Origin of the sequence: Streptomyces albofaciens JCM 4342, from assembly GCF_008634025.1 — a bacterium.
GTDB classification, from domain to species: Bacteria; Actinomycetota; Actinomycetes; order Streptomycetales; family Streptomycetaceae; genus Streptomyces; species Streptomyces albofaciens.
Window position 1 is genome coordinate 1,257,593 of the sequence record NZ_PDCM01000001.1, and the last position, 26,325, is coordinate 1,283,917.

Annotated in this window: 13 protein-coding genes and 1 pseudogene; 7 read left to right on the forward strand and 7 right to left on the reverse strand. The window is 72.7% G+C overall.

The window, feature by feature from the left end:
* The first annotated feature begins 126 nt into the window (after positions 1-126).
* Entirely contained in the window at positions 127-5,103 is a 4,977-nt protein-coding gene (locus CP973_RS05870) for an NAD-glutamate dehydrogenase (protein WP_150238183.1), read from the forward strand.
* 157 nt (positions 5,104-5,260) lie between these two features.
* Here the strand turns inward: CP973_RS05870 and CP973_RS05875 are convergent, their stop codons facing one another.
* Together CP973_RS05875 and CP973_RS05880 are read right to left on the reverse strand one after the other, a co-directional pair.
* Positions 5,261-6,115 carry an ABC transporter ATP-binding protein gene (locus CP973_RS05875; protein ID WP_150238185.1) on the reverse strand — a complete coding sequence of 285 codons (855 nt, stop codon included), beginning with the start codon at positions 6,113-6,115 and terminating at the stop codon, positions 5,261-5,263.
* On the reverse strand, positions 6,108-7,043 hold the full coding sequence (locus CP973_RS05880) for an ABC transporter permease (RefSeq protein ID WP_208853136.1): 936 nt from the start codon (positions 7,041-7,043) through the stop codon (positions 6,108-6,110). The genes CP973_RS05875 and CP973_RS05880 overlap by 8 nt, the downstream gene beginning before the upstream one ends.
* Before the next feature lie 269 nt (positions 7,044-7,312).
* On the opposite strand from CP973_RS05880, the gene CP973_RS05885 reads away from it, so the two are divergent.
* Together CP973_RS05885 and CP973_RS05890 are read left to right on the forward strand one after the other, a co-directional pair.
* Positions 7,313-7,945 carry a TetR/AcrR family transcriptional regulator gene (locus CP973_RS05885; RefSeq protein ID WP_150238187.1) on the forward strand — a complete coding sequence of 211 codons (633 nt, stop codon included), beginning with the start codon at positions 7,313-7,315 and terminating at the stop codon, positions 7,943-7,945.
* A gap of 356 nt (positions 7,946-8,301) precedes the next feature.
* Positions 8,302-10,584, forward strand: a complete 2,283-nt coding sequence (locus CP973_RS05890) for a PIG-L family deacetylase (RefSeq protein ID WP_244409294.1) — start codon at positions 8,302-8,304, stop codon at positions 10,582-10,584.
* Between the two features lie 224 nt (positions 10,585-10,808).
* Here CP973_RS05890 and CP973_RS05895 read toward each other — a convergent pair.
* The 3 genes and pseudogenes from CP973_RS05895 to CP973_RS41345 form a co-directional block, all read right to left on the reverse strand.
* Positions 10,809-11,156: pseudogene (locus CP973_RS05895) on the reverse strand (GtrA family protein); the annotation flags it as partial.
* 65 nt (positions 11,157-11,221) lie between these two features.
* The gene (locus CP973_RS05900) at positions 11,222-12,193 is read right to left on the reverse strand and encodes a glycosyltransferase family 2 protein (RefSeq protein ID WP_150238190.1); all 972 of its coding nucleotides are present in this window, start codon (positions 12,191-12,193) and stop codon (positions 11,222-11,224) included.
* Between the two features lie 133 nt (positions 12,194-12,326).
* Complete coding sequence (locus tag CP973_RS41345; RefSeq protein ID WP_280118997.1) at positions 12,327-15,293, reverse strand: YfhO family protein; 2,967 nt, start codon at positions 15,291-15,293, stop codon at positions 12,327-12,329.
* 248 nt (positions 15,294-15,541) lie between these two features.
* On the opposite strand from CP973_RS41345, the gene CP973_RS05910 reads away from it, so the two are divergent.
* The 3 genes from CP973_RS05910 to CP973_RS05920 all read left to right on the forward strand — a co-directional run bounded on the left by CP973_RS05910 (position 15,542) and on the right by CP973_RS05920 (position 20,780).
* Positions 15,542-18,511, forward strand: coding sequence for a bifunctional glycosyltransferase/CDP-glycerol:glycerophosphate glycerophosphotransferase (locus CP973_RS05910; protein ID WP_244409295.1), 2,970 nt, complete (start codon positions 15,542-15,544; stop codon positions 18,509-18,511).
* Entirely contained in the window at positions 18,508-19,662 is a 1,155-nt protein-coding gene (locus CP973_RS05915) for a glycosyltransferase family 4 protein (RefSeq protein ID WP_150238196.1), read from the forward strand. The genes CP973_RS05910 and CP973_RS05915 overlap by 4 nt, the downstream gene beginning before the upstream one ends.
* Before the next feature lie 65 nt (positions 19,663-19,727).
* Positions 19,728-20,780 (forward strand): glycosyltransferase family 2 protein, encoded by a 1,053-nt coding sequence (locus CP973_RS05920; protein WP_150238198.1) that lies wholly within the window; start codon positions 19,728-19,730, stop codon positions 20,778-20,780.
* A 51-nt stretch (positions 20,781-20,831) separates the two neighbouring features.
* Here the strand turns inward: CP973_RS05920 and galE are convergent, their stop codons facing one another.
* Positions 20,832-21,809, reverse strand: a complete 978-nt coding sequence (gene galE, locus CP973_RS05925; RefSeq protein ID WP_150238200.1) for a UDP-glucose 4-epimerase GalE — start codon at positions 21,807-21,809, stop codon at positions 20,832-20,834.
* 177 nt (positions 21,810-21,986) lie between these two features.
* A complete protein-coding gene (locus CP973_RS05930; protein WP_150243182.1) occupies positions 21,987-23,633 on the reverse strand; it encodes a glycosyltransferase family 2 protein in 1,647 nt (548 codons plus the stop codon).
* Between the two features lie 348 nt (positions 23,634-23,981).
* Here CP973_RS05930 and CP973_RS05935 point away from each other — a divergent pair, with 348 nt between their 5' ends.
* Entirely contained in the window at positions 23,982-26,324 is a 2,343-nt protein-coding gene (locus tag CP973_RS05935; protein ID WP_150238201.1) for a bifunctional glycosyltransferase/CDP-glycerol:glycerophosphate glycerophosphotransferase, read from the forward strand.
* Position 26,325 lies beyond the last annotated feature (1 nt).

A 26,325-nucleotide genomic window follows, 5' to 3' on the forward strand; every position in this document is an offset into this window, starting at 1 on the left:
CGTCTCCGACCGGACTCTTCCCCGCGCTGTGGCGGGGGAACCCTCACCGGCCGCTCCGGTGCTGTGCAGCTTCCACGGATCTCATCCACGACGTCACGCAACGGCGCGCGACAGGAGCCAGAGGACATGCAGACCAAGCTGGACGAAGCCAAGACCGAGCTGCTCGCGCGGGCCGCCCGGGTCGCTGAAAGCAGCCCGGCCGGGGGACAGGCACCGGTACAGGGCCTCGACCCGGACACCCTTCTGGGATACCTCCAGCGCTACTACCTGCACACCGCGCCGGAGGACCTCACCGGCCGTGACCCGGTGGACGTCTTCGGCGCCGCGCTCTCCCACTACCGACTGGCCGAGAACCGCCCCCAGGGCACCGCGAACGTACGGGTGCACACCCCGACGGTCGAGGAGAACGGCTGGACGTGCAGCCACTCCGTCGTCGAGGTCGTCACCGACGACATGCCCTTCCTCGTCGACTCGGTCACCAACGAGCTGTCGCGTCAGGGCCGCGGCATCCACGTCGTGATCCACCCGCAGGTCATCGTCCGCCGCGACGTGACCGGCAAGCTCATCGAGGTCCTCGACAACACGTGTGACCTGCACGGCCGGACCGGCAAGGACAAGTCGGGCAAGGGCAAGGGCAAGGACCTGCCGCACGACGCGCTGATCGAGTCGTGGATCCACGTCGAGATCGACCGGGAGACCGACCGCGCCGACCTGAAGCAGATCACCAAGGATCTGCTGCGCGTCCTGTCCGACGTGCGCGAGGCCGTCGAGGACTGGGAGAAGATGCGCGACGCCGCGCTGCGCATCGCCGACGAGCTGCCCACCGAGCCGACCGCCGACGACCTGCGCGACCAGGAGGTCGACGAGGCCCGCGAGCTGCTGCGCTGGCTGGCCGCCGACCACTTCACGTTCCTCGGCTACCGCGAGTACGAGCTGACCTCGGCCCCCGGCGAGTCCGGCGACGAGGAGGACGTGCTGACCGCCGTGGCCGGCACCGGCCTGGGCATCCTGCGCTCCGACCCCGCGCACAGCGAGGGCGACGACGGCCACCCCGTCTCCCCGTCCTTCAACCGGCTCCCCAAGGACGCGCGCGCCAAGGCCCGCGAGCACCGGCTGCTGATCCTGACCAAGGCCAACAGCCGCTCCACCGTGCACCGCCCCTCGTACCTCGACTACGTGGGCGTGAAGAAGTTCGACGCGGACGGCAACGTCATCGGCGAGCGCCGGTTCCTGGGCCTGTTCTCCTCGGCCGCGTACACCGAGTCCGTACGCCGTGTGCCGGTCATCCGCCGCAAGGTCGCCGAGGTCCTCGACGCGGCCGGCTTCACCCCGAACAGCCACGACGGACGCGACCTCCTCCAGATCCTGGAGACCTACCCGCGCGACGAGCTGTTCCAGACGCCCGTCGACCGGCTCCAGTCCATCGTCACCAGCGTCCTGTACCTCCAGGAGCGCCGCCGGCTGCGGCTGTACCTGCGCCAGGACGAGTACGGGCGCTACTACTCGGCGCTGGTCTACCTGCCGCGCGACCGCTACACGACCGCCGTACGGCTGCGGCTGATCGACATCCTCAAGGAGGAACTGGGCGGCATCAGCGTCGACTTCACCGCCTGGAACACCGAGTCGATCCTCTCCCGGCTGCACTTCGTCGTCCGGGTGCAGCCCGGCGCGACGCTGCCGGACCTCACCGACGCGGACGCCGAGCGCATCGAGGCGCGCCTGGTCGAGGCCGCCCGGTCCTGGGCCGACGGCTTCGCGGAAGCGCTGACCGCCGAGGTCGGCGAGGAGAAGGCCGCCGAGCTGCTGCGCCGCTACAACCACGCCTTCCCCGAGGGCTACAAGGCCGACAACCCGCCGCGCAGCGCGGTCGCCGACCTCCAGCACCTGGAGAAGCTGACGGCGAAGGGCGGCAACGACTTCGAGGTCAGCCTGTACGAGCCGGTCGGCGCGGGCCCCGACGAGCGCCGCTTCAAGATCTACCGCACCGGTGAGCCGGTCTCGCTGTCCAAGGTCCTGCCGCTGCTGAACCGTCTCGGCGTCGAGGTCGTCGACGAGCGCCCGCACGAGCTGCGCTGCACCGACGGCACCACCGCCTGGATCTACGACTTCGGGCTGCGCATCCCCGAGCGGATGAACGGCGACGACGCGCGCGAGCGCTTCCAGGACACCTTCACGGCGGTGTGGACCGGCCGGGCGGAGAGCGACAACTTCAACAAGCTGGTGCTGCGGGCCGGCCTGAACTGGCGCCAGGCGATGGTGCTGCGCGCGTACGCCAAGTACCTGCGGCAGGCCGGTTCGACCTTCAGCCAGACGTACATGGAGGACACCCTCTCCAACAACGTCCACACCACCCGGCTGCTGGTCAGCCTCTTCGAGGCGCGGATGTCGCCGGAGCGGCAGCGGGCCGGCACCGAGCTGATCGACGGGCTGCTGGAAGAGCTGGACGGCGCGCTGGACCAGGTCGCGAGCCTGGACGAGGACCGCATCCTGCGCTCCTTCCTCACCGTCATCAAGGCGACCCTGCGCACCAACCACTACCAGAAGAACGCCGACGGGCAGCCGCACGCCTACCTGTCGATGAAGCTCGACCCGCAGGCCATCCCGGACCTGCCGGCGCCGCGCCCGGCGTACGAGATCTGGGTGTACTCGCCGCGCGTCGAGGGCGTCCACCTGCGCTTCGGCAAGGTCGCGCGCGGTGGTCTGCGCTGGTCGGACCGGCGGGAGGACTTCCGTACGGAGGTGCTCGGCCTGGTCAAGGCGCAGATGGTCAAGAACACCGTCATCGTGCCGGTGGGCGCCAAGGGCGGCTTCGTCGGCAAGCGGCTGCCGGACCCGTCGGTGGACCGCGACGCGTGGCTGGCCGAGGGCATCGCCTGCTACAAGACGTTCATCTCCGGTCTGCTGGACATCACCGACAACCTGGTCGGCGGCGAGGTCGTGCACCCGGCGGACGTCGTACGGCACGACGAGGACGACACGTACCTCGTCGTCGCGGCCGACAAGGGCACCGCGACGTTCTCCGACATCGCCAACGAGGTGGCCGAGTCGTACGGCTTCTGGCTCGGCGACGCGTTCGCGTCCGGCGGCAGCGCCGGCTACGACCACAAGGGCATGGGCATCACCGCCCGCGGCGCCTGGGAGTCGGTCAAGCGGCACTTCCGCGAGCTGGGCGTCAACACCCAGACCGAGGACTTCACCGTCGTGGGCGTCGGCGACATGTCCGGTGACGTGTTCGGCAACGGCATGCTGCTCAGCGAGCACATCCGGCTGGTCGCCGCGTTCGACCACCGGCACATCTTCCTGGACCCGAACCCGGACGCGGCCACCTCGTACGCCGAGCGCCGCCGCCTGTTCGAGCTGCCGCGCTCCTCGTGGGCGGACTACGACACCAAGCTGCTGTCGCAGGGCGGCGGCGTCCACCCCCGTACCGCCAAGTCCATCCCGATCAACGCGCAGGTACGGGCCGCCCTCGGCCTCGACGCGGGCGTCAAGAAGATGACCCCGGCCGACCTGATGCGCGCCATCCTCCAGGCGCCGGTGGACCTGCTGTGGAACGGCGGCATCGGCACGTACGTGAAGTCGTCGGCCGAGTCGCACGCGGACGTGGGCGACAAGTCCAACGACGCGATCCGCGTCAACGGCGAGGACCTGCGGGTCAAGGTCGTCGGCGAGGGCGGCAACCTGGGCCTGACCCAGCTCGGCCGGATCGAGTTCGACCGCAACGGCGGCAAGATCAATACCGACGCGATCGACAACAGCGCCGGTGTGGACACCTCCGACCACGAGGTGAACATCAAGATCCTGCTCAACTCGGTCGTCGCCGACGGCGACCTGACGGTCAAGCAGCGCAACAAGCTGCTGGCCGAGATGACCGACGAGGTCGGCGCGCTGGTGCTGCGCAACAACTACGCGCAGAACACCGCGCTCGCGCTCGCCCAGGCCCAGTGCGCCAGCATGCTCCCCGCCCAGGCGCGCTTCATCCGCCGCCTGGAGCGCGACGGGCACCTGGACCGGGCGCTGGAGTTCCTGCCCAGCAACCAGCAAATCAAGGAGCGGCTGAACGCCGGGCGCGGCCTGACCCAGCCCGAGACCGCCGTGCTCCTCGCGTACACGAAGATCACGGTATCCGACGCGCTGATCCAGACCGGGCTGCCGGACGACCCGTACCTCCAGCACCTGCTGCACGCCTACTTCCCCAGCGCGCTGCGCGAGAAGTTCGCCGAGCAGGTCGACGCGCACGCGCTGCGCCGCGAGATCGTCACGACGGTGCTGGTCAACGACACCGTCAACTCCGGCGGTACGAGCTTCCTGCACCGCATGCGGGAGGAGACCGGCGCCTCGCTCGAAGAGGTCGTACGGGCGCACACCGCGGCCCGCGCGATCTTCGGGCTCGGGAAGGTCTGGGACGACGTCGAGGCGCTGGACAACACCGTCGCCGCCGACGTGCAGACCCGCATCCGGCTGCACTCGCGGCGGCTGGTGGAGCGCGGCACCCGCTGGCTCCTCAACAACCGCCCGCAGCCGCTGGAACTGTCCGAGACCATCGACTTCTTCGCGGACCGGGTGGCCGGCGTCTGGGCCGAGCTGCCGAAGCTGCTGCGCGGCGGCGACCTGGAGTGGCACCAGCGCATCCTGGACGAACTGACCGAGGCCGGCGTGCCGATGGGCCTGGCCACCCGGGTCGCCGGGTTCTCCTCGGCCTTCCCGGCGCTGGACATCGTGGCCATCGCCGACCGTACGGGCAAGGACCCGCTGGCCGTCGCCGAGGTCTACTACGACCTCGGTGACCGGCTGCGCATCAACCAGCTCCTGGACCGCATCCTGGAGCTGCCGCGCAACGACCGCTGGCAGTCGATGGCCCGCGCCTCCATCCGCGAGGACCTGTTCGCCGCGCACGCGGCGCTGACCAGCGACGTCCTGTCGTTCGGCGGCGACTCCGCCACGCCGGAGGAGCGGTTCAAGGCCTGGGAGGAGAAGAACGCGGCGATCCTCGGGCGCGCCCGCACGACGCTGGAGGAGATCCACGGGTCGGAGGGCTTCGACCTGGCGAACCTCTCGGTCGCCATGCGGACGATGCGGACGCTGCTGCGCACGCACAGCTGACGCGCACCATGCCGTGACGGCGGCGCGGCCCGGTTCTTCCGGGCCGCGCCGCCGTCGTTTCGCCAGGTGCTGTGCCCGGTGTGCGCGGCGCGCCGTCGGCGCCGGGCGCGCTGCCGGGCGGTGGTCGCGGTGCCGGGCGGTGGGCGCACCCGCCGCTCTACCTGGTGGACTTCTCGTACGCCGTGACGACCTCGTCCGTCGGGCCGTCCATGACCAGTTCGCCCTTCTCCAGCCACAGCACCCGGTCGCAGGTGTCGCGGATCGCCGTGTTGTTGTGGCTGACCAGGAAGACCGTGCCGGCTTCCGCGCGGAGTTCGCGGATACGGGCCTCGGAGCGCTTCTGGAAGGCCCGGTCGCCCGTCGCCAGCGCCTCGTCGATCATCAGAACGTCATGGCTCTTGGCCGCGGCGATGGAGAAGCGCAGCCGGGCCGCCATCCCGGAGGAGTACGTACGCATCGGCAGCGAGACGAAATCGCCCTTCTCGTTGATGCCGGAGAACTCGACGATGTCCGGGCAACGGTCACGGACCTCCTGGCGGGACATGCCCATGGCGAGCCCGCCGAGGACGATGTTGCGCTCGCCGGTCAGATCGTTCATCAGGGCGGCGTTGACGCCCAGCAGGGACGGCTGGCCATGGGTGTAGACACGGCCGGCGGCGGGCGGGAGCAGCCCGGCCACGGCGCGCAGCAGTGTGGACTTCCCGGACCCGTTGGAACCGATCAGGCCGATCGCCTCCCCCTTGTGGGCGACGAAGGTGACGCCTTTGACGGCGTGCACCTCGCGCACTCCGGTGGCGGGCCTGTGGCGGACGAGGCGTTGCAGGGCGGCGGTGGCGCTGCCCTTGCCGCTGCCACCGCCGTGCACCTTGTAGACGATGTGGACGTTGTCGCAGATGACGGTGGGGGTCCGGTCGTCGGCGGGGGTGCCGTACTCGGGTGGGAGTGCGGGTGAGGTCGCGGGTACGGGTACGGATGCGGGGGCGGACGGGTGTTCCACGGTGGTCTCAGCCACGGCCGTACTCCTCCTCGGCCTTCCAGAAGAAGACGTATCCGGCGACGCCCGCCAACAGGGCCCAGCCCAGGGCCAGCGGCCACACATGCGGCGGCAGGTCGTGCGCGCGCACCGTGTCGATCAGGGCGTAACGCATCAAGTCGATGTAGATCAGGGCGGGATTGCAGTTCAGGACGGTCGAGACGATGTGTGGTGCGCTGCCGGTGAACGCGGAGAGGTTGTAGAAGACGCCCGAGACGTACATCCAGGTGCGCAGCACGAACGGCATCAGCTGCGCGGTGTCCGTGGTCTTCGCGCCGATCCGGGCCATGACCAGGGCGAGCCCGGCGTTGAAGACCGACTGGAGCAGCAGCGCGGGAATCATCAGCAGCCAGTGCCACGTCAGCGGCACGCCGCAGATGAGCACGATGGCCGCCAGCACCCCCATGGAGAACAGGAGCTGCTGGAGCTGCACGAGGGTGTACGCGATCGGCAGCGCGGCCCGCGGGAAGTGCAGGGCCCGGACCAGGCCGAGGCTGCCGGAGACGGCACGGGTGCCGGCCAGGACCGTGGACTGGGTGAAGGTGAAGACGAAGATCCCGGTGCACAGGAACGGGATGAAGTTCGGGATGCCGCGGCTGGTGTGCAGCAGCACGCCGAAGATCAAGTAGTAGACGCCCGCGTTGAGCAGCGGGGTCACCACCTGCCAGAGCTGACCCAGGCGCGCCGTGGTGTATGTGGCGGTCAGCCGGGCCGTGGCGAAGGCCGCGATGAAGTGCCGGCGCGCCCACAGGCGGCGGGTGTACTCCCGCAGTGGCGGCCGCGCGCCGCTGACGGTCAGCCCGTGCCGCTCGGCCAGGGCACGCAGGTGGGGGTCGGGCGGGACGGCGGCCGGGACGGCGGAGGGTGTCGTCGCGGGTCGGTCCGGTGGGGCGAGGGTTCGGGGCATGGCGGTCGCTTCCGGGGAGGGGCGGGGGCGTCAGCGACGGAACGGGCCCGTTACGTCGTTACGTGTGCCGCCTGGTCCTGAGGGTGGAACGGGGCCGTTGCGTCGCTACGTGCGTCGCCCGGCCTGGGGGCTGGAACGGGACCGTATCGTCGTGACGCGCTCCGTCCGGCCTTAACGATAGAACGGTCCCGTATCGTCGTAACGCTGCCGAGCCTACGTCCGCCCCACGTCGAAACGCAACCGTTGCGTCGCGACGCTAGGATCAAGGCATGGCAAAGGACGGCAGTGAAGTGACCAGGGCGCCGGGTGCGACGGGCGGGCGGCGGGTGCCGGCCGGGGCCGCCGTACTACGCGAGGAGAAGACCGAGGCGATCCGCGCCGCGGTCTTCGAGGAACTGGCGGCGGTGGGTTTCGCGCGGATGTCCATCGAGGGCATCGCCCGGCGGGCCGGCGTCGGCAAGACCGCCGTCTACCGGCGGTGGCGTTCCAAGCTGCACCTGGTGCTGGACGTGGTCTCGGCGGTGGCCGCCGAGGGGCTGCCGTCACCGGACACCGGGTCGCTGCGCGGCGACGTCCGCATGCTGCTGGAGGTCGCGGCCCGCGCGCTGCGGCATCCGATGGCGGCGCAGATCATCCCGGACCTGCTGGCCGAGGCGGCGCGCAGCCCGGAGATCGCCGAAGCGCTGCGGACCGCCCTGCTCGACGGTCAGCAGGGCGTCGCGGCGGCGATGGTGGAACGCGCGGCGGAGCGCGGTGAGCTGCGGCCCGGCGTCGACGCGCGCCTGGCGCTGGACCTGATGACCGGCCCGCTGTACTGGCGCCTGCTGGTCGTACGCGACGAGCCGCCGAAGGGGTACCTGGACGAACTGGCCCTCGCGGTGGCGTCGGCCCTGGAGGCGTGAGGAGGGGCCGGTCCGGCCCCCGCACCCGAGCGCCCACCTCCGCGCGCCCAAGCGCCCCACTCCGAGGCCCCCGCCCGCAACCCATCGTCCCCACGCCCCTCCGGGGCCGATCGCCCGGCGCTCCTCCCGGACCGATCACCCCACGCCCCTCTGCGGTCGATCGCCTCGCGCCTCTCCGCAACCCATCGCCTCCACGCCCCTCCGCACCCGAATGCGCCCCTCGCGCCGTGACCGAATACTGAGGGAATGCGCCAGGGAGGTGGTTCATCCTGTTGTGAGCGGATCTGGTAGGTATTGGGCTTGGGCGCTGTCGGGCGCCATGGAGGAGCAGCGCTGTGCCGACGCATTCGCCCCGTATGTCCCGTCGGCGTCTGCTTCAGGTGGCCGGTGGGGGAGCGGCCGCCGTGACGGCCGGGGCCGGGGTGTGGGCCTGGCTCGGGCCGCGTGCGCCGCTGTCCCAGGTCGCCGCGCCGGCGCTGGAGCGGGAGGCTGCCGCGTCCGGGGCGGAGCAGGCGTTTTTGCACGTCATCGCGCACGCCGACGACTCCCTGTACTTCATGAACCCGGCCCTGGAGCAGTCGGTGCGCAGCGGCGCCCGCTCGGTGACGGTGTGTCTGACCGGTGGTGAGTCGGACGGCCGGAACACCGCCGAGCACGGGCGCGGGGACCGGCTGCCGCCGCGCGACCGCGCCGCGTTCGCGCGGGCCCGTACCAACGGCTTGCGGGCCGCGCACGCGGTGATGGCCACCGGCGATCCGCTCAGCCCCTGGGACGTGGAGGCCATCTCGCTGTTGCCCGGCTTCCAGGTCGAGGTGCAGACCCTGCGGGCGGCGCCGCACAACCAGCTCTTCTTCATGGAGCTGGTCGAGGCGCGGACCGTCTCCGAACCCCGCGCGCACAGCCTGCGCGGCCTGTGGCTGGGCGCCACCGGCACGTTGTCCACGCTGCGCCCCGCGGACACCCCCGTACAGCGCACGTTCGAGTACACCCGCGAACAGGTCGTCGAGTCGCTGGTCGCGCTGCTGGAACGGGTCCGGCCGACCGTGGTCCGCACCCTCGATCCGAACGCGGTGCACGACCCGGACCCGGTGCACGGCCCGGACCCGGCGCACGGCCCGGACCCGGCGCACGGCCCGACCCCGGCGCACGCCCCGAACCCGGTGCCGCGCACCGACGACCCCAGGCTGCGCGGGCTCCTCTACCACGACCATCAGGACCACACGGCCTCGGCGTACTTCGCGCAGGCGGCGCTCGCGGGCTACTGGGGGCGCGAGCACAACCGCCCCACCGTCGTGGAGAGCTACCTCGGCTACGAGACGGACGCGCTGCCCAACAACCTCGACCCGCCGACCGCCCGGCGCAAGGGCCGGCTGCTGTCCGTCTACGGCTGGGCCGACGGCCGTGACTGCGGCGACCGGGCGGGCTGCGGCGACCGCAAGGTGGGCGGTTCGGCGCTGGACGGCTGGTCCCGCAACTGGACCCGCAGCACCTGGCTGCGCGCCCCCGGCTCGAACAGCTGGCTGCGGCCCCTGAAGGACGGCCGGCTCGCGGCCTTCGCCGTCCTGGACGGCGCCGCGGTGTGCTGGGCGGAGACCGCGCCGGGCAACGGCACGTTCAGCGGCCCGCACCTGCTCGGCGGCCGGATGTTCCAGGGCCAGGTGCACGCCGTGAGCCACCCCGGCGGCGCCCTCCAGCTCTTCGTTTCCCGTACGGTCCTGCCCGCCCGCAATCAGGCGCACCGGCGTGAGCTGCTGACCGCCCGCCAGAACGGCACCGCCCGCGACGGCGTGCCGACCTTCGGCGCGTGGGAGTCGCTGGGCGTCCCGGACGCCGCGCCGGTCAGATCACTGGAGACGGGCTTCCCGGCCGCCGCCGTCGACCAGGAGGGCACGGTGCACGTCTTCGCCCGCGACTGGCAGGGCGGCATCGGCTACCGCAGCGGCGCGCGCGGCACGGACTGGTCCCTGTGGCGGCGGCTGGCACCGCCGACGGGCTCCGGCGGCCCGGCGGGCCGGGTGCCGGGCGTCGTCGACGGGCTGGACGCGTGCGTGGACTCCGAGGGGCTGGTGCACGTCGCGGCGCCGGGCGCCAAGGAGGTGCACCACTGGGTCTCCAAGGAGCCGGGCGAACTGCCGGAGCCCACCGGGGGCACCGGCCTGCCCGAACCCGCCGGGCCGCTGAGCCTGCTCCCGCTGGGTGACGGCGCGGTGCGCCTGGCCTACCGGCAGAGCGGCACCGCGGGGGTGCTGCTCGCCGAGCGGCAGGGGTCCGCGTCCTGGCGGCTCGTGGCCCGGTACGAGCCGGTCGGCGGGTACGGGCGGGTGGCCGCGGCGGCCGTCGGCAGGCCCGCGCGGACGGTCGTGCTCGCGGCCCGGGACGGCGCGGGCCTGCTGCGGTACGCGCTCGCCGACGCGGACCAGGACGGGCCGGGGCGCTGGCGGACCGGGAAGGTGCCGCACTCGGGGGCGGCGGCCGTCGGACAGGACCCGGACGGGCGCGTCGTCCTGGCCGTCCTCGGCAACGACGCGCGGCTGCACGCGGTGCGGCAGCGGGACGCCGGGGCGGACGGGCCCTTCCAGGAGTGGACGGTCCAGCGGCCGAGGCGGGGTCAGGCCGCCCCGCCGGACCGCACCGGCTGAGTCCCGTCACCCGTACGGCCGCCGTCCCCGCCGGTCCGGCCGGAGGCGTCCCCCGTACGGCCGTCAACACCCGTACGGTCGTCGCCCCCCGTACGGCCGCCATCACCTGTACGGCCGTCATCACCCGTATGGCGCTCGTCTCCCGTACGGCACTCGTCCTCCGTACGGCACTCGTCCCCCGTACGGCCGGCTTCCGTACCCCCGACGGGTGCCGGAACCGCCCGTCCCGGCACCAGGATGCGCGTGGAGACCAGATAGGTGAACGGGATGGCCAGCACCGCCGCGAGCAGCGGCGCGATACGGGTGCCCAGGCCGCACCAGTTCACCAGCACCACCAGGCCCGCGCTCTGCACCACGTAGTTGGTGACCTGGGTCAGCGGGAAGAGCAGGAACTTCTTCCAGCTGGGCCGGGTGCGGTAGGTGAAGTAGGTGTTCAGGAAGAACGAGCCCACCATGCTGAGGACGAACGCGATCGTGTAGGCGGCGAAGTACGGCAGCCAGGGGTGCAGGGCCAGGTAGCAGCCGTAGAACGTGAGGGTGTTGACGCCGCCGACGGCGGCGAAGCGCAGCAGCCGGGCCGTCCGGGGAAGGTACGCGGTGAACCGGGCGCGGCTTCCCGGCCCGTGCGGGGGACGCCTCACCGGCGTGCCCGGCCGGCGACCCGGGCCGTCGGGGTGTGCGCGGGCGTCGTCCCGTTGGTCTCCTTGACCAGGAAGTGCGGGCGCCGCTTCGTCTCGTAGTAGATGCGGCCGATGTACTCGCCGATCAGGCCGAGCATCACCATCTGGAGGCCGCCCAGGCCCACGATGATCGCCACGAGGGTGACATAGCCGGGCGCGGTGATGCCGCCGACGACCGCCGCGCCGATGATCCACAGGGCGTACGCGGCGGCCAGCGCGGCCAGGCTCAGGCCCGTGTAGATCGCCACCCGCAGCGGGCGGCTGTTGAAGGAGATCATGCCGTCGATGCCGTAGTTGACCAGGGAGCCGAAGCGCCACTTGGTCTCGCCGCCCTCGCGGCGGGCGTTGCGGTAGTCGAAGGTGACGGTGTCGAACCCTATCCAGGAGAACAGCCCCTTGGAGAAGCGGTTGTACTCGGGCAGCGAGACCAGCGCGTCCACGGCGGTGCGCGACAGCAGCCGGAAGTCGCCGACGCCGTCGGTCAGTTCCACGTCCACCCACTTGTTGATCGCCCGGTAGTACAGCCGGCTGCACGCGCTGCGCAGCGGCGTGTCGCCGTCCCGGCTGCGCTTGGCGATCACCTGGTCGTGGCCGAGCTGGTAGAGGTCGAGCATCTTCTCTATCAGCCGGGGCGGGTGCTGGAGGTCGGCGTCCATGAGGATGACGGCGTCGCCGGTGGCCTCCTTCAGGCCCGCGAGCATGGCGGACTCCTTGCCGAAGTTCCGGCTGAAGGAGAGGTAGCGGGTGGTCGGGCGGTAGCGCTGGGCGAGGGTGCGTATCCGGTGCAGCGTGCCGTCCGTACTGCCGTCGTCCACGTAGCACAGCTCGTACTCGACGGCGAGTCCTCCGAGCACCTGGCGGATCTCCTCGTCGAAGCGGCCGATGACTTCCTCTTCGTTGTAACAGGGGACGACGACCGAGAGCTTCATAAGGGGCCCTTTCGCCGGGGCGGAGCGCGGCGTGGTGAGACCACCACGCCCCAAGCAGCAATTCTACTAATGAGATGAAATGTCACGATTTGGGCGATCGGGCGGGGGCAGACCACCCGGCCCGGTGGCACGCTCAGTCCCGGCCCCATTGCGGCGCCCGGTCCCAGTTCCCGTACCGGCTCTGGCTTCGGCTCCGGTCCCGGTCCCGGTCTTGGCGCCGGTCCCGGCCTCGACGCCCCCGTACGCCGTACGTGACGGCCGCGGCGATCAGCGCCAGCACGGCACCACCGCTCGCCGCCAGGCCCGGGAGCAGCCCCGGCGGGCGGTAGGAGCAGTCCAGCCGCGAGGCACCGGATCCCAGCGGTACGGCGATCAGGCCGCCGAACGTGTGGGGGGCGCGGGCCGCGCCGCCGTCCACCCGGCAGCTCCATCCGGTGACGGCCGGTACGGCCAGGACGGCCGTACCGGTGCTGTGCGCGGGCAGCTCGGCGGTCATACCGTGCCCGCTCGCCGAGAGCCGCACCGGAGCCTGGGCGCGCAGCTTCGCCACCGCGGCGTCGAGCTTCTTCGGGGACAGGCAGCCGAGCGGGTGTTCCGGGACGCGCTGGGCCTTCGGGTTGCTGAAGGCGACCGTCAGCCGCCCGTCGGCGGGCATCCTGCCCAGCCCCCGGATCGGGTTCGCGGTCGTCTCCCGGATGCCGAACCCGGGGGAGGTGTGCCCGGCCGCCCGTACCTTGCCGTGATACCAGGGCGCGTACCAGAAGACGTCCGAACCGGGAGCGCACCGGACCGTGAAGACGGCGGCGCCGCCCCGGCGGGTCGCCGGCAGCCGCCACTCACCGTCCGCCAGACGCGGCACCGGCCGCACGGACCAGGCGACTGGACCGGAACCGCCAGGACCGGAACCGCCAGGACCCGAACCAATCACATTCGGACTAATCGAATTCGGGCCAACCGGACCCGAACCGGCTGGACCGGAACCTTCCGGCCCCGAACCGCCCGGCCCGAACCCGCCCGGCCCGTACCCGCCCGGCCCGGACACCGAATGCCCTCCCGCCGCCGGACCGCCCCCCGTACCACCGCCCCCGTCCCCCGTAAGGCGCAGCGTCGGTACCTCGTACACATGCGCGCCCAGCAGTCGTTCCTGGCGGGCGAAGACCGTGCCGCCGCCGACCCGCGGATCGTCGCGCACGGCGATGCCCCGAGCGGCGGCCCCGCGTCGTCGCTGGTCGAGGTCGTCCGCCTGGACGTCGGGCCGTACGGTCAGCAGCGGTGCGGCGGCGGCCCGCCCCACGTCGACAGGACCGGCCTGCGGACCTGTCTGGAAACTGCTCACGCCCATGACCGCGCGGCTCACGGGGTCCTCCAGGCTGCGCGTGTGGCGGCCCTGGATGTACCAGCCGCCGCCCATCTCGCGCAGCGTGCGCGCGGTGTGCTCCGGCAGGTAGCTGCTGTAGTACGCGCCGCCCTCGCCGCCCAGCAGCAGCGGGTCGTTGTTGGCGAATTCGTGCGGTCCGGGGTCGGTGCGGGAGCGCGGCCAGTCCGCGCGCTGCCGGATGCCCCGGTGCGCGGCGAGGGCCTGCTCGTTCAGCGTGATCTTCGGCCCCCACCATCCGATCTTGTCCCGGGCGGCCGTCACGGAGAACGCCGCGTACGCCGAACCGAGGAAGACCGCGCAGGTCAGCACGGCAGCGACAGCGACCCGCACCCCCTGGCCCCCGGTGGACCCCACGCCCCCTACGGACCCCGCACCCCCTACACCCCACCCCCGCCCCATCACCACCAACGCCCCCAACACCACCGCCCCGCACCCCACCACCAGAATCCAGGTGGCCGGGCCGACCGCGCTGCGTCCGTGGCACAGCACGGCGAGCAGGGCCACCAGCACCGCCCCGGCCGCCAGCTCGCGCGGGCGTGGCCGGTGTGCCAGCGCCAGCCAGGAGATGATCACGAGCAGCGCGCTGAGCACGAAGGAGGCGCGGTACGGGCTTCCGTTGGGGACCGCCAGCCCGTGCCAGAGCAGCAGCGTCGGCTTCCACACGAAGGAGACGGCGACGCAGGCGGCCAGTGCGTACCAGGCGACGCGGACGCGTACCGGGACGGCGCGGACGAACGGGAAGGCCGCCACCAGCAGCAGGCCCAGCATCCCGATGAACAGGTGCGGCGCGGGCACCGAGCCGCGTCCGCCGGGCAGCAGTTCCGCGAGGACGTCCAGCGTCGGCGGGCGGCCCCGGTAGACGGCCTCCGGGGCGGGCCGGGACGCCTTGCTGGCCCGGAGCGTGACGGTGATGACGGGCGCCGCCAGGAGGACGCCGGTCAGCGCCATGGTGGCGGCCCGGGCCAGGGCGCGCAGCCGGTGCCGTGCGGGCAGGTCGGTGGCGAGCAGCAGGCGTACGGCCAGTACCAGCGCCATGGCGAGGGTGGCCATCGCCGCGGTGTAGAAGTTCCCGGCCCAGGACGCGCCGACCAGCAGGACGCCGGACGGCCAGCGGCGCCGGCGCAGGCACCAGTCGGCGGCGATGCCGGTCAGCGGCAGCGAGACCAGGCCCCACATCCACATGGGGTCGGCGGTGCCGTCGCTCACCACCCAGGCGCAGGTGCCGTATCCCACCGCGAGCAGCGCGCGCAGCCAGGCCGAGCCGGGGTGCAGCCGTCCGAGGAAGACGGTCATCAGGGCCGTTCCGAGTCCGATGCAGCCCAGCGTGACGAGGAAGACCGGCAGCTCGGCCAGCTCGCGCGGAAACAGCCCGACGAGCCAGGAGAACGGATTCATCAGATAGGTGAGGAAATCGGCGAGGAAGGGGACGCCGTAGCCGCTGTTCCAGTTGAACGCCAGGTCGCCGGTGGTGGTGCCGTGCATCAGGTCCCACAGGTGGACGTGGAAGGGGACGAACTGGTTTCCGAGGTCATTGACGGCACGGGAGCGGGTACCGAACGGATAGCTGCCGAGCATCGTCATACCGAGGCAATAGGCGCCCATGGCCAGCAATGCCGAGAAAAGCGGCGCGAACCGTGGCGCGGCGAGGCGTTCCGCGGGCGCGGTCAGCGTTTTGATGGTCACTTTCACGGGGCGCCGCGCTTCCCTGCTCAGCTGCGTCATGAACGAGTAGATGCCGCTTTCAGGCGATGAGTTAACTATGACGGAAATGTCGTAACCCGGTTCCCGATACGCGTGATCGTCCCCGGGCCGAGAGTCCTACGGTAAGCCCAAATGTCCGCAATAATGCGGTTTGACAAGAGCAAGGTGCGGCGGCGAACGTGCGCTCGTACACCGGTCGACGGCGTGCCGGGCCGGTCGCGGGCCAAGGTAGTTTTGGGGACCCGCAGCGCTATGAAAAGAGGATTGGGGTGCCCGTGCCTGACGTCTCCGTAGTCGTGATCGTCTACAACGACGCCGACCGGCTACCGACGGCCGTCCGGTCCGTACTGGACCAGACGCTCCACGGAGTCGAAGTTCTGATCGTCGACGACTGCAGCACGGACAGATCCTTCGAGGTGGCGCAGCAGCTCGCCGCCGCCCACCCGGACCGGGTGCGCGCGCTCCGGCTGCCGGAGAACAGCGGCGGCTGCGGCGCGCCCCGCAACCACGGCGTCCAGCACGCGGCCGGCTCGTACGTGATGTTCCTGGACAGCGACGACGTCCTGGAGCCGAACGCCTGCCGCAACATGCTGGAGGCGGCCGAGCGCACCGGCGCCGACCTGGTCTCCGGTATGTGCGTACGGGTCAACGTCGACTCGCGCAACCAGAAGCAGACCGAGTGGTACCCCTGGCTGTACTCCCGCACCCGCACCATCGAGTCCATCTCCGAGCTGCCCGACCTGCTGGTCTTCGACACGCTCTCGACCAACAAGTGCTACCGGCGCGAGTTCCTGCTGGAGGCCGGGCTGGTCTTCCCGGTCGGCATCCACTACGAGGACCTGCTGTTCTCGGCCCAGGCGTACGTGGCCGCCAAGCGCATCACGCTGATCCCCAACCACGTCTACTTCTGGAACGTCTTCGAGAAGGCGGCCACGAAGTCGATCAGCAACCGGCGCCACGAGATCGCCAACTTCGCGCACCGCATGGAGATCCACCGCCGGGTGGACGAGCTGCTGGAGCGCGAGGGCCTGGCCGAGCTGAAGTTCCACAAGGACGTCAAGTTCCTCAAGCACGACCTCGTGCTGCATCTGCGTGATCTTCCGCTGCTGGACGAGGACTACCGCCGTGAGTTCGCGGCGATGGCCAACGGCTACCTCGCCGGCATCTCCCCGGAGGCGTACGAGCGGGTCCAGCCCATCCAGGCCATCTGCGCCTACCTCCTGGCCAAGGAGGACTGGCACAACCTGATGCCCGCGGTGGACACCCTCATCAACCGCGACAAGCTCTCCTCCCCGCTCGCCGAGCGCGACGGCCGCGTCTACTGGTGCGCCGAACACCTCGACGACCCCGAGGGCCGCCGGGTCCTGGACGTCACCGACGCCGGCTACCACACCCGTACCGTCGGCCAGCTCTTCCTGCGCAACCAGCTCACCTCCTACGAGGACGACGGACGCGGCACCGTCAGGCTGGCCGGCACGGTCGTCAACCCGCTGGGCAAGGTCACCCCCGGCACCCCGCTGCGCGGCCGGCTGGAGCTCAAGGCCCGCCGCAAGAGCCTCCAGACGTTCTCCTTCCCGCTGGCCTCGCTGCGCATCGCGGACGACGGCCTGTACTGGGACGCCGAACTGGACCTGGCCCGCAGGCTGCGCCCGCTGGGCCTCATCGACGCCGTCTGGGACGTCCGGCTGATCCTGGACGTGGACGGCACCACCACCCGCACCCGGCTGACCGTCGGCGGTGTCGACCTGGACCGCGCCCACGCGCTGCGGGTCCGCCCCCGCCTCACCCGGCTGGTCTCCGACCGCGTCGAGCCCGCCACCTCCAAGCGCGGCCACCTCACCTTCGTCCTGGACGCCCAGGGCAAGATGTCCAGGCGCACCAACGAGATGCTGCGGCAGGCGCTGCGCAGCCCCGCCGCCGACCTCGCCAAGAACGGTGTGCGCAAGGCCCGCAAGGCCAAGCGCGACCTGAACTCCGGTGAGACCAAACTGCGCGTCTACCACGAGGTGTTCAGCAAGCTGCCCGTCCGCAAGGGGCTCGTCGTCTTCGAGAGCCACCTCGGCAAGCAGTACAGCGACAGCCCCCGCGCCATCTACGAGGAGATGCGCCGCCAGGGCGTCGACTTCGAGGCGGTGTGGGCCTACGACGGCAAGAAGCCGGACGGCTTCCCCACGGACGCCACCCTCGTCAAGCGCTGGAGCTGGCCCTACCTGCGCGCCCTCGCCCAGGCCGAGTTCTGGATCGACAACCAGGGCTTCCCGCTGCGCCTGAACAAGCGCCCGGAGACCACCTACATCCAGACCTGGCACGGCTCCGCGCTCAAGCGCATGGGCTTCGACGAGCCGCGCATGAAGCTCAAGACCCGGGCCGCCAAGGAGGAGTTCCAGAAGATCCTGGACCGCTTCGACCACTTCCTGGTCCGCTCCGAGCACGACGTACGGACCCTGGCGCGCGCCTTCCACCTGCGCGACGAGGTGCTGCTGCGCAGCGGCTACCCGCGCAACGACGCGCTGGTCGCCACGCGGGTCGCCGAGGAGACGAGCGGCGTGCGCGAGCGCGGCCCGCTCGCCGAGGAGCTGGGCATCGGCGCCGACAAGACCGTGCTGCTGTACGCGCCGACGTTCCGCGCCAACCCCAACGGCTCGGTCCGCGGCTTCGAATTGCCCTTCGACGTGGACGAGTTCGCCGAGCGCTTCGGCGACCGCTTCGTCCTGCTGATGCGCTCGCACTACCTGAACAACGTGGTGCTGCCGCCGTCCGTACGCGGCAAGGTCATCGACGTCACCGGGCACCACGACATCACCCCGCTGCTCCAGCTGGCCGACTGCATGATCACGGACTACTCCTCCGTGATGTTCGACTACGCCCTGCTCGACCGGCCGATGCTGTTCTTCGCGTACGACTACGACGAGTACGCCAACGAGGCCCGCGGCACCTACTTCGACCTCAAGGAGAAGGCACCGGGCCCGGTGCTGGGCTCGGCCGAGGAACTGTTCGAGGCGATCGAGGGCCTGAAGGCGGCGGACGACGGGCACCGCGAGGCCCGGCGCCGCTTCACCGCCGAGTTCGGCGAGTACGACCGGGGCGACGCGGCCCGCGCGATCGTCGAGCGGTTCTTCGGCGGCGCGCCCACGGGCGGCGCGGACCGCGGCCCGGTGCGGGGCGGCGCCCTGCCCGGCCCCACCGTCATCACCGGCTCCGCGCCGAGCGGCGCTTCCGTGAAGGGGGAGGCCCGATGACCGGGCGTGACATCTTCTTCGTCTCCAACAACGTCGACGAGATGGGCGGGGTGACCACCTGGTCCCACCAGATGGCCCGGCTCTTCGCCGAGCGCGGCCACCGCGTGCACGTCATCGGTGTCGTACCGGCCCCGGCGGACCTGCGCGCCGACCTCGGCGCCGACCTGCCGTACGAGACGACGACCCTGTACGACGTGCACCCGCCCAAGGCCGTACCGGCCGCCCGCGGCATCAAGGGGCGCCTGAACATCGCCGAGCAGCGCCGCCGGGCCGCCCGCCAGGCCGGGATGGAGGAGCAGGCCGCCAAGCTCAGCGCGCTGTTCCGGGCCGCGCGGCCGGGCGGCATCGTCATCGTCACCCAGGTGTGGGCCATGGAGTGGGTGGCGCTCGCGGACACCGCGGGGCTGCCGGTGGTCGGCATGACCCACGAGTCCTTCGACGCGTGCCGCAAGTCCTCGCGCTTCAACCGGGTCAAGAGGTACTACAAGGGCGTGGACCGGCTGCTCGCCCTCACCCGCGAGGACGCCGACCTGTGGATCCGGCAGGGCATGGACAACGCGGACTTCATGCCCAACCCGCTGCCGGTGACGCCCGAGGTGCCCTCCGACCGCACCGCCAAGGTCGTCGCCAGCATCGGCCGGCTCTCCGACGAGAAGGGCGTCGACCTGCTCCTCGACACCTGGGCCGCGGTCGCGCCGGCCCACCCCGACTGGACGCTGAAGATCTACGGCTCCGGCGAGGACGAGGACATCCTGAAGAAGCAGGCCGACACGCTGGGGCTCACGGACTCCGTGCGGTTCATGGGCCGCACCGACGACGTGGCGGGCGCGCTGCGCGGCGCCTCCGTCTTCGCGCAGGCCTCCCGGGCCGAGGGCTTCCCGCTCTCGCTCATGGAGGCGATGGCCAGCGGCGTGCCGTGCGCGGCGTTCGACTGCGCGCCCGGCGTCCACGAGATCGTCCGGGACGGCGAGGACGGCCTGCTGGCCGTGGTCGGCAACACCGCCGAACTGGCCCGGCACATCGACGCGCTGATCTCCGACAAGGAGCTGCGCGACCGGTTCGGTACGGCGGCGCGGGAGAACGTACAGCGGTACTCCACCGACCGCATCGTCAAGCGCTGGGAGGACCTCTTCGCCCTGCTGGAGCGCTGAGGCCCGCCGGACCGGCCCCGCCCGCGCGCGGGGCCGGTCCGCACCGCACGACGGAAGAGGCACACGTGGCAGCAGACCGTCCGCCCGCCTCCGACGGCCAGGGGACCGGCCCGGCCGTCTCGGTCGTCGTGCCGGTGCACAACACCCGCCGCTACCTGGAGCGCTGCCTGGGTTCCGTCTTCGGCCAGAGCCTCGGCCCGGACGCGGTCGAGGTGATCGCCGTGGACGACGGCTCCGACGACGGCAGCGGCGCCTGGCTGGACGAGGCGGCCCGTACGCACCCCAACCTGACGGTGCTCCACCAGCCGCCCTCCGGCGGCCCCGGCCGCCCCCGCAACGTCGGCATGGACCGCGCCCGCGGCCGCTACCTCTTCTTCCTCGACTCCGACGACCACCTCGGCACCGAGGCGCTGGAACGGCTCACCGCGCTGGCCGACACCTACGGCTCGGACATCGTCTACGGGCGCATAGTCGGCGCGGGCGGGCGCGGCGCGCCCGTCGACCTGCGCACCACCAGTCCGCGCGTCACGCCCTTCGACTCGCCCGTCTACTGGACGCTGGCCGCCTACAAGCTCTTCCGCCGCTCCTACGTCCAGGAGCGCGGGCTGCGCTTCGTGGAGGGGCGCCTGCGGGCCGAGGACCTGCCCTTCGGCATCCGGGCCCTGCTCGGCGCGGAGACCGTCTCGGTCCTGGGCGACTACGACTGCTACTACCTCCAGGGCCGCGACGACGACAGCAACGCCAGCCGCCAGGACCTCGACTGGGTCGAGCACCTCGGCTACATCGGCACCGTGCTCGCCGAGGTCGCGGACCTGGTGCCGCCGGGCCCGGACCGCGACACGCTCATGGTCCGCCACTTCCACGGCGAGATCCTCGCCCAGTTCGCCGAGCCCTACCTCGCCCGCGACGCCGCGGGCCGCCGCGCCATGGCGGAGGCCGCCCGCCCCCTGGTCGACGCCTACCTCACCGACCGCGTGCTGGCCGCCCTGCCGCCCCGGCTGCGGCTGCGCGCGCAGTGCCTGCGAAGGGGCGCGGTGGAGGAGCTGACCGAGGTCGTACGGGCGGACACCGAGGGGGAGCCGGACCCGCCGCCGGCCGAGGACGACGACCGCGCCTGAAACGCCGCACGCCCCCGGCGGGACCGGGGGCGTGCGGGGAGCGTTCGCGGATCAGGCGCCGGGGCGGTGGTGCTGCCAGCCCTGCCAGGCTGAGGTGATCATGTCGCGCACGTTGTAGCGGGCCTTCCAGCCCAGCTCGTCGGCGATACGGTCGGCGGCCGCGACCACCCGGGCCGGGTCGCCGGCGCGGCGCGGGGTGACCTCGGGGGTGGCGTCCGGGTGACCGGTGATCTCGTTGATCAGGTCGATCATCTCCTTGACGGAGACGCCCTCGCCGCGGCCGATATTCAGCGTGATGTCGCGCACCGGGCCGGGCTCGGCCAGCTTGCGGGCGGCGGCCAGGTGGGCGTCCGCGAGGTCCGCGACGTGGATGTAGTCGCGGATGCAGGTGCCGTCCGGGGTCGGGTAGTCGTCGCCGAAGATCCGCGGCGCCGCGCCCTCGGTGAGCTTCTCGAAGACCATCGGCACGATGTTGAAGACGCCGATGTCGGCCAGCTCGGGGGCCGCGGTGCCGGCCACGTTGAAGTAGCGCAGGCACGCGGTGTTGATGCCGTGCGCCTTGCCCGCGGCGCGCGCCATCCACTCGCCGACCAGCTTGGTCTCGCCGTACGGGTTGATCGGCGCGCAGGGGGTGTCCTCGGTGACCAGGTCCACGTCCGGCATGCCGTAGACGGCCGCGGAGGACGAGAAGACGAACCGGCCGACGCCGCCCGCCGCCATGGCCTCCAGCAGCGTCTGCAGGCCGTGCACGTTCTCGCGGTAGTAGTGCAGCGGCATCTCGACGGACTCGGCGACCTGCTTCTTCGCGGCCAGGTGCACGACGCCGGTGACACCGTGCTCGGAGATCGTCCGGTCCAGCAGCGCGCGGTCCAGGGTGGAGCCCTCCACCAGCGGGACGCCCTCGGGAACCCGGGCGGCCACGCCCGTGGAGAGGTCGTCGAGCACCACGACCCGCTCGCCCGCCTGCGTCATGGCCCGTACGACGTGGGCGCCGATGTAGCCGGCACCGCCCGTGATCAAGTAAGACATCTCGCCATCCTAGGGTGGTCGTTCTGCGTCGGGTGGAACAGGGACGGACGCCGAAGGCGTCGCCCCGAGGGGGTCGTGAGAGGGCTTCCGGCGCGCTGACCGGGGCCGTCCCGGGGCCACCGCCGCGCCGGGGCCCGCCGTCTCCGGCCGGGCCGCTGTGACGCGACTAACGGCCGCTCACGTCCGGCGGCCCAGCCTGCGGGCCGCGATGCGCCAGGCCGCGCGCAGGCCGGAGGCCATGCGTAGGGCCAGCGCGCCGCCGGTGGTCGCGTACGGCTGCACCAGCAGCAGGCCGTGCCGGCCGCTGAGCAGCGCGTGCCTGCGCAGCCCGGGACCGACGGCGCGCAGCGCGCCCTCCAGGACGGAGCCGTCCGCGCAGTGCACACGGGCGGTGAGGTCCCACGGGACGGGCGTCGCGGCGCCCCGGTCGCCGCGTTCGAGCAGGGCGCCGAGGTCGAGGGTCGTCTCGGCCGTCCAGGCGGTCCCGGCGGAGTCGGGCGTGAGCGTGGCGGTGTGCACGGGGCCCGGCCGGCCGTCCGCCCGGCGGTACAGCTCCACGTCCACGGCGGCCGGCCCGGCGGCCCGCACCCGCCCGTACAGGTCGCGCACGCGCAGCCGCAGCACGCAGCGGGTGCCGAGGACCGGCGCGGCGTCGATGGTCACCGGCAGCTCGGCGGCGGGCAGCTCGTCCAGGCCGTCCAGCTCGGCCCCGGGCAGCTCGCGCGACCACACGGGCCGCTCGCCGTCGCGTACGTACGGCGGCAGCAGGCGGCCGGGGCGGGCGGCGAGCTGGGTCAGCCGGTCGGCGTCCACCGGGACCTCGCTCGCCAGCAGCACCCGGGCCAGCCAGCGGGCGGGCGCGGCGGCGGCGCGCAGCTCGCTCTCCTCGAAGCCCGCCAGGTAGGCGCGGGTCAGCCGCCACCACTCCCGCCGGTAGTCCGCGCTCCGGGTGTGCAGCTCACGGACGTACATCCGCAGGTCGTGGTCGAGGAACTTGGTGCGCGCCGCCTGCGCGAGCCGCTTGTGCCCGGCGTCGGCCAGGATGCGCACGCTGGTGCGGTGCGCCTCGATGCGGGCCTCCCAGTTGGCCACGTCGCGGCGGTCCAGCGAGATCGACTGCTTGGCGGCCGAGCGCCGCACGTGCCAGATGTAGACCTGGTCGGGGACGACCGCGAGGCTCGGCGCGGCGGCCAGCACCCGGGAGGTGAAGACGAAGTCCTCGTAGGTGAAGCGGCCGTCGGGGAAGAGGATGCCGTGGTCGAGCAGGAACGCCCGCTCGTAGAGCTTGTTGACGCACAGGGTGTCGCCGACCAGCTCCGGGTGCCCGGCGAGCGGCGCGTGCACGGCGGGCTCGCGGTAGAGGTCCGGCTGCCAGGGCACCTCCCGCGGGTCCGGCAGCTCACGGCGTACGCACAGGCCGGCCGTCACCGGGGTGCCGTGGCGCAGCGCGGCGCCCAGCAGCGCGTCGACCGCGCCGTCGGGCAGTACGTCGTCACTGTCCAGGAACATCACGAAGCGCCCGGTGGCGGCCCGCAGTCCGTCGTTGCGGGGCGTGCCGCAGCCGCCGCTGTTGTCCGCGCGGTGGATCACGCGCAGGCGCCCGTGCTCGCGCGCGAGGCGGTCCAGCACCTGCCCCGTGCCGTCGGTGGAGGCGTCGTCGACGGCGATCACCTCGGCGACCGCGTCGCCCTGCGCGAGGGCCGAGCGCACCGCGGCGCCGACCAGCGTGGCGTCGTTGTAGGCGATGACGACGATGCTGACCTGGGCCGAGGGGGGGACGGCGGGCCCGGCGGGCTCCGGACGTGGCTGTCGGGCTTCATTCACAGTCACTGCATCAACATTTCGTGTCGGAGTGGTCGGCGTCGGCGGGCTCCCCTGGCCTTTCGTCCACTAAGGAGACCGGAACCCGCCCCTACGGTTCCGTGCGCGTTCCTGTTCCGGGCCATCTTGCCGTCCCCGGCCCGGCGGCCGGGCGCGGGCCCCCGACTCCCGTTTCCGTATGACAACGGACCCGTCCGTACGGGGCATGCGGGTCAACTGGCCGCGCATCGACAGGAAACGGCCGTACGGCGAACGGGTGAAAGGCGAAATCGACAGCCCGTAGCGGGTTGATTACGCTCTGCGTCCGGCTGTCGCGTACATCGGTCCGCGCGCCCCGACCTTGGGAGGGCCATGCCCCGGTTCAGCGTCATCGTCCCCGCCCGCGGCGTCCAGGGATATCTGCGCGCCTGCCTGGACTCCGTACTGGAGCAGGACCGCCCGGACGGGGACCTGCTGGAGCTGATCGCCGTCGACGACTGCTCGACGGACGCCACCGGCGCGATCATCGACGAATACGCCCGCCGCGACCCGCGGCCGGTCGCCCTGCACCTGCGCCGCCCGAGCGGCGCCGGCCCGTCCCGCAACGCCGGCGCCGCGCTCGCCCGCGGTGACTACCTGCTCTTCCTCGACGGCGACGACACGCTGGCCCCCGGCGCGCTGGCCGCCGTCGACGCCCGGCTGCGGGTGTGCGGGGACCCGGACGTCCTGCTGTGGGACCACGAGCGGACGGACGTGTGGGAGCGGCGGCGGCCCGGCGGCGACGGCGCGCTCCTCCGGGCCGCGGGCGACGCGGTCTTCGACGCCGCGTCCCGGCCCGCCGTGCTCGGCGTGACGCCCGCCGCGTGGAACCGCGCGGTACGCCGCGACCACTGGACCGGACGCGGCCTCGCCTTCGCCGACGGCCCGTACGAGGACATTCCGTACGCGTACGAGAGCCTGCTCACCGCCCGGCGCGTCGCGGTACTGGACCGCGTCTGCGTCACCTGGCGCGAGCGGCGGCGGGGCAGCGCCGCCACCACCCCCGGGCCCCACCACCTGGTCGCCGTCGAGCGCTACGAGGACCTGTTCGCCCGGCTCGACGGGCTGCTGCCGGAGACGGACGAGGGCGCGGAGGGCGCGGAGGGGGCGGCGGGGGAGGAGGCCGCGGCGGACGGCGGCCGGCTGCCGCCGCGGGCCGTGCTGCACGCCCGGATGACCGAACGGCTGCTGGCGATGCTCGACGACCCCGACCGCATCCTGCCCGCCGACCGCGCCACCTTCTTCCGCGCGGCGAGCCGCTGCATCCGGCGGCACCGCCCGGCCGGGGCGCCGCTCCCGGCCGCGCTGCGCTCGTACCGCGCGTACCGGTCGCTGCACGGCGCCCGGGACCTGCGGCGGGAGCTGGCCAGGGAGCTGCGGGACCGCGGCGGGGCCGCCGCCCGCACGGCCGGGCGGCGCTACTACGGCCTGCGGCGGCACGCCTCCCTCGACCCCGACCTGGTGCTGTACGGCGCGGGCAGCAACCGCGCGGTGTCCGGCAATCCGTACGCGATCTACCGCAAGGCCCAGGAGATCGCGCCCCAGCTGCACGGCGTCTGGGCCGTCCACGAGGACGCCCGGGACGCCGTCCCGGCGGGCGCCGACCACGTCACGGTCGGCTCCCGCCGCTACTGGGAACTGCTGGCCCGCGCCACCTACCTGGTCACCGACGGGGACTTCCCCGGCGCGGCCCGGCGCCCCGGACAGCTCTGCCTCCAGACCCACCGCGGCACCCCGCTGGCGGCGACCGGCCTGGACACCCACCGCCTCCCGGCCGCCGGAACCGCACCGGGCCCCGGCCGCGTCCTGGAGCACGCCGACCGGTGGGACTTCTGCCTGTCCGCCAACCAGCACTCCGGTGAGATCCGGGAGCGCGCCCACCCCGGCGCGTACGAGACGCTGGCCACCGGCTTCCCGCGCAACGACCGGTTCGCCACCGCCACCGCCGCCGACGTGCGCGCGGTACGGGCCGCGCTCGGCGTCCGGCCCGGCGCGACCGCGGTCCTGTACGCGCCCGCCCGCGGCCTGCCCGGCGGCGCCGCCCCGCCGCTGGACGTGGCCCGCCTCGCCGCGGCCCTCGGCCCGCGCTTCCAGCTCCTGGTCCGCGTCCACCCGCACGACCGTGCCCAGGGAGCGGCACCGGAACTCCGCCGGGCCTGCCTCCAGGACGACGGCGCGGTCCTGGACGTCTCCGGGCACCCGCACGTCGAAGACCTGTGCCTGGCCGCCGACGCGCTGCTGAGCGACTTCTCCCCGCTGCTGTTCGACTACGCCGTCCTGGACCGGCCGATCGTCGTGCACACCGCCGGCTGGGACGCCTTCCGGCTCACCCGCGGCGCCTACGTGGACCTGCTGTCCGGCGAGCCCGGCGACACCCCGGGCGTGCTCGCGCAGGACGAGGCGGCCGTCGCCGGGGCCTTCCACTCCGGGCGCTGGGACGGTCCGGCGGCGGCGTCGCTGCGGGCCGCCTTCCGCGAGCGCTTCTGCCGGTACGACGACGGGCTGGCCGCGGAGCGGGTGGTGCGCCGGGTCCTGCTCGGCGAGGACGAGCCGCTGCCGCATCTGCCGCCCGGCGAACGCCGGACCGCGCCGTCGCCCCGCGTCGCCGAACGGGCGCTGGCCCAGGAGGACGGCGCCACCCGTACGCTCACGGGCCCCGGCGCCGTCGTCGGGTGAG

Bases quoted from the DNA above. Each gene is read 5' to 3' on its own strand.
- CP973_RS05870 (WP_150238183.1), top strand. From the start codon at position 127: ATGCAGACCAAGCTGGACGAAGCCAAGACCGAGCTGCTCGCGCGGGCC.
- CP973_RS05880 (WP_208853136.1), bottom strand. From the start codon at position 7,043: ATGCCCCGAACCCTCGCCCCACCGGACCGACCCGCGACGACACCCTCC.
- CP973_RS05885 (WP_150238187.1), top strand. From the start codon at position 7,313: ATGGCAAAGGACGGCAGTGAAGTGACCAGGGCGCCGGGTGCGACGGGC.
- CP973_RS05890 (WP_244409294.1), top strand. From the start codon at position 8,302: ATGTCCCGTCGGCGTCTGCTTCAGGTGGCCGGTGGGGGAGCGGCCGCC.
- CP973_RS05900 (WP_150238190.1), bottom strand. From the start codon at position 12,193: ATGAAGCTCTCGGTCGTCGTCCCCTGTTACAACGAAGAGGAAGTCATC.
- CP973_RS41345 (WP_280118997.1), bottom strand. From the start codon at position 15,293: ATGACGCAGCTGAGCAGGGAAGCGCGGCGCCCCGTGAAAGTGACCATC.
- CP973_RS05915 (WP_150238196.1), top strand. From the start codon at position 18,508: ATGACCGGGCGTGACATCTTCTTCGTCTCCAACAACGTCGACGAGATG.
- galE (WP_150238200.1), bottom strand. From the start codon at position 21,809: ATGTCTTACTTGATCACGGGCGGTGCCGGCTACATCGGCGCCCACGTC.
- CP973_RS05935 (WP_150238201.1), top strand. From the start codon at position 23,982: ATGCCCCGGTTCAGCGTCATCGTCCCCGCCCGCGGCGTCCAGGGATAT.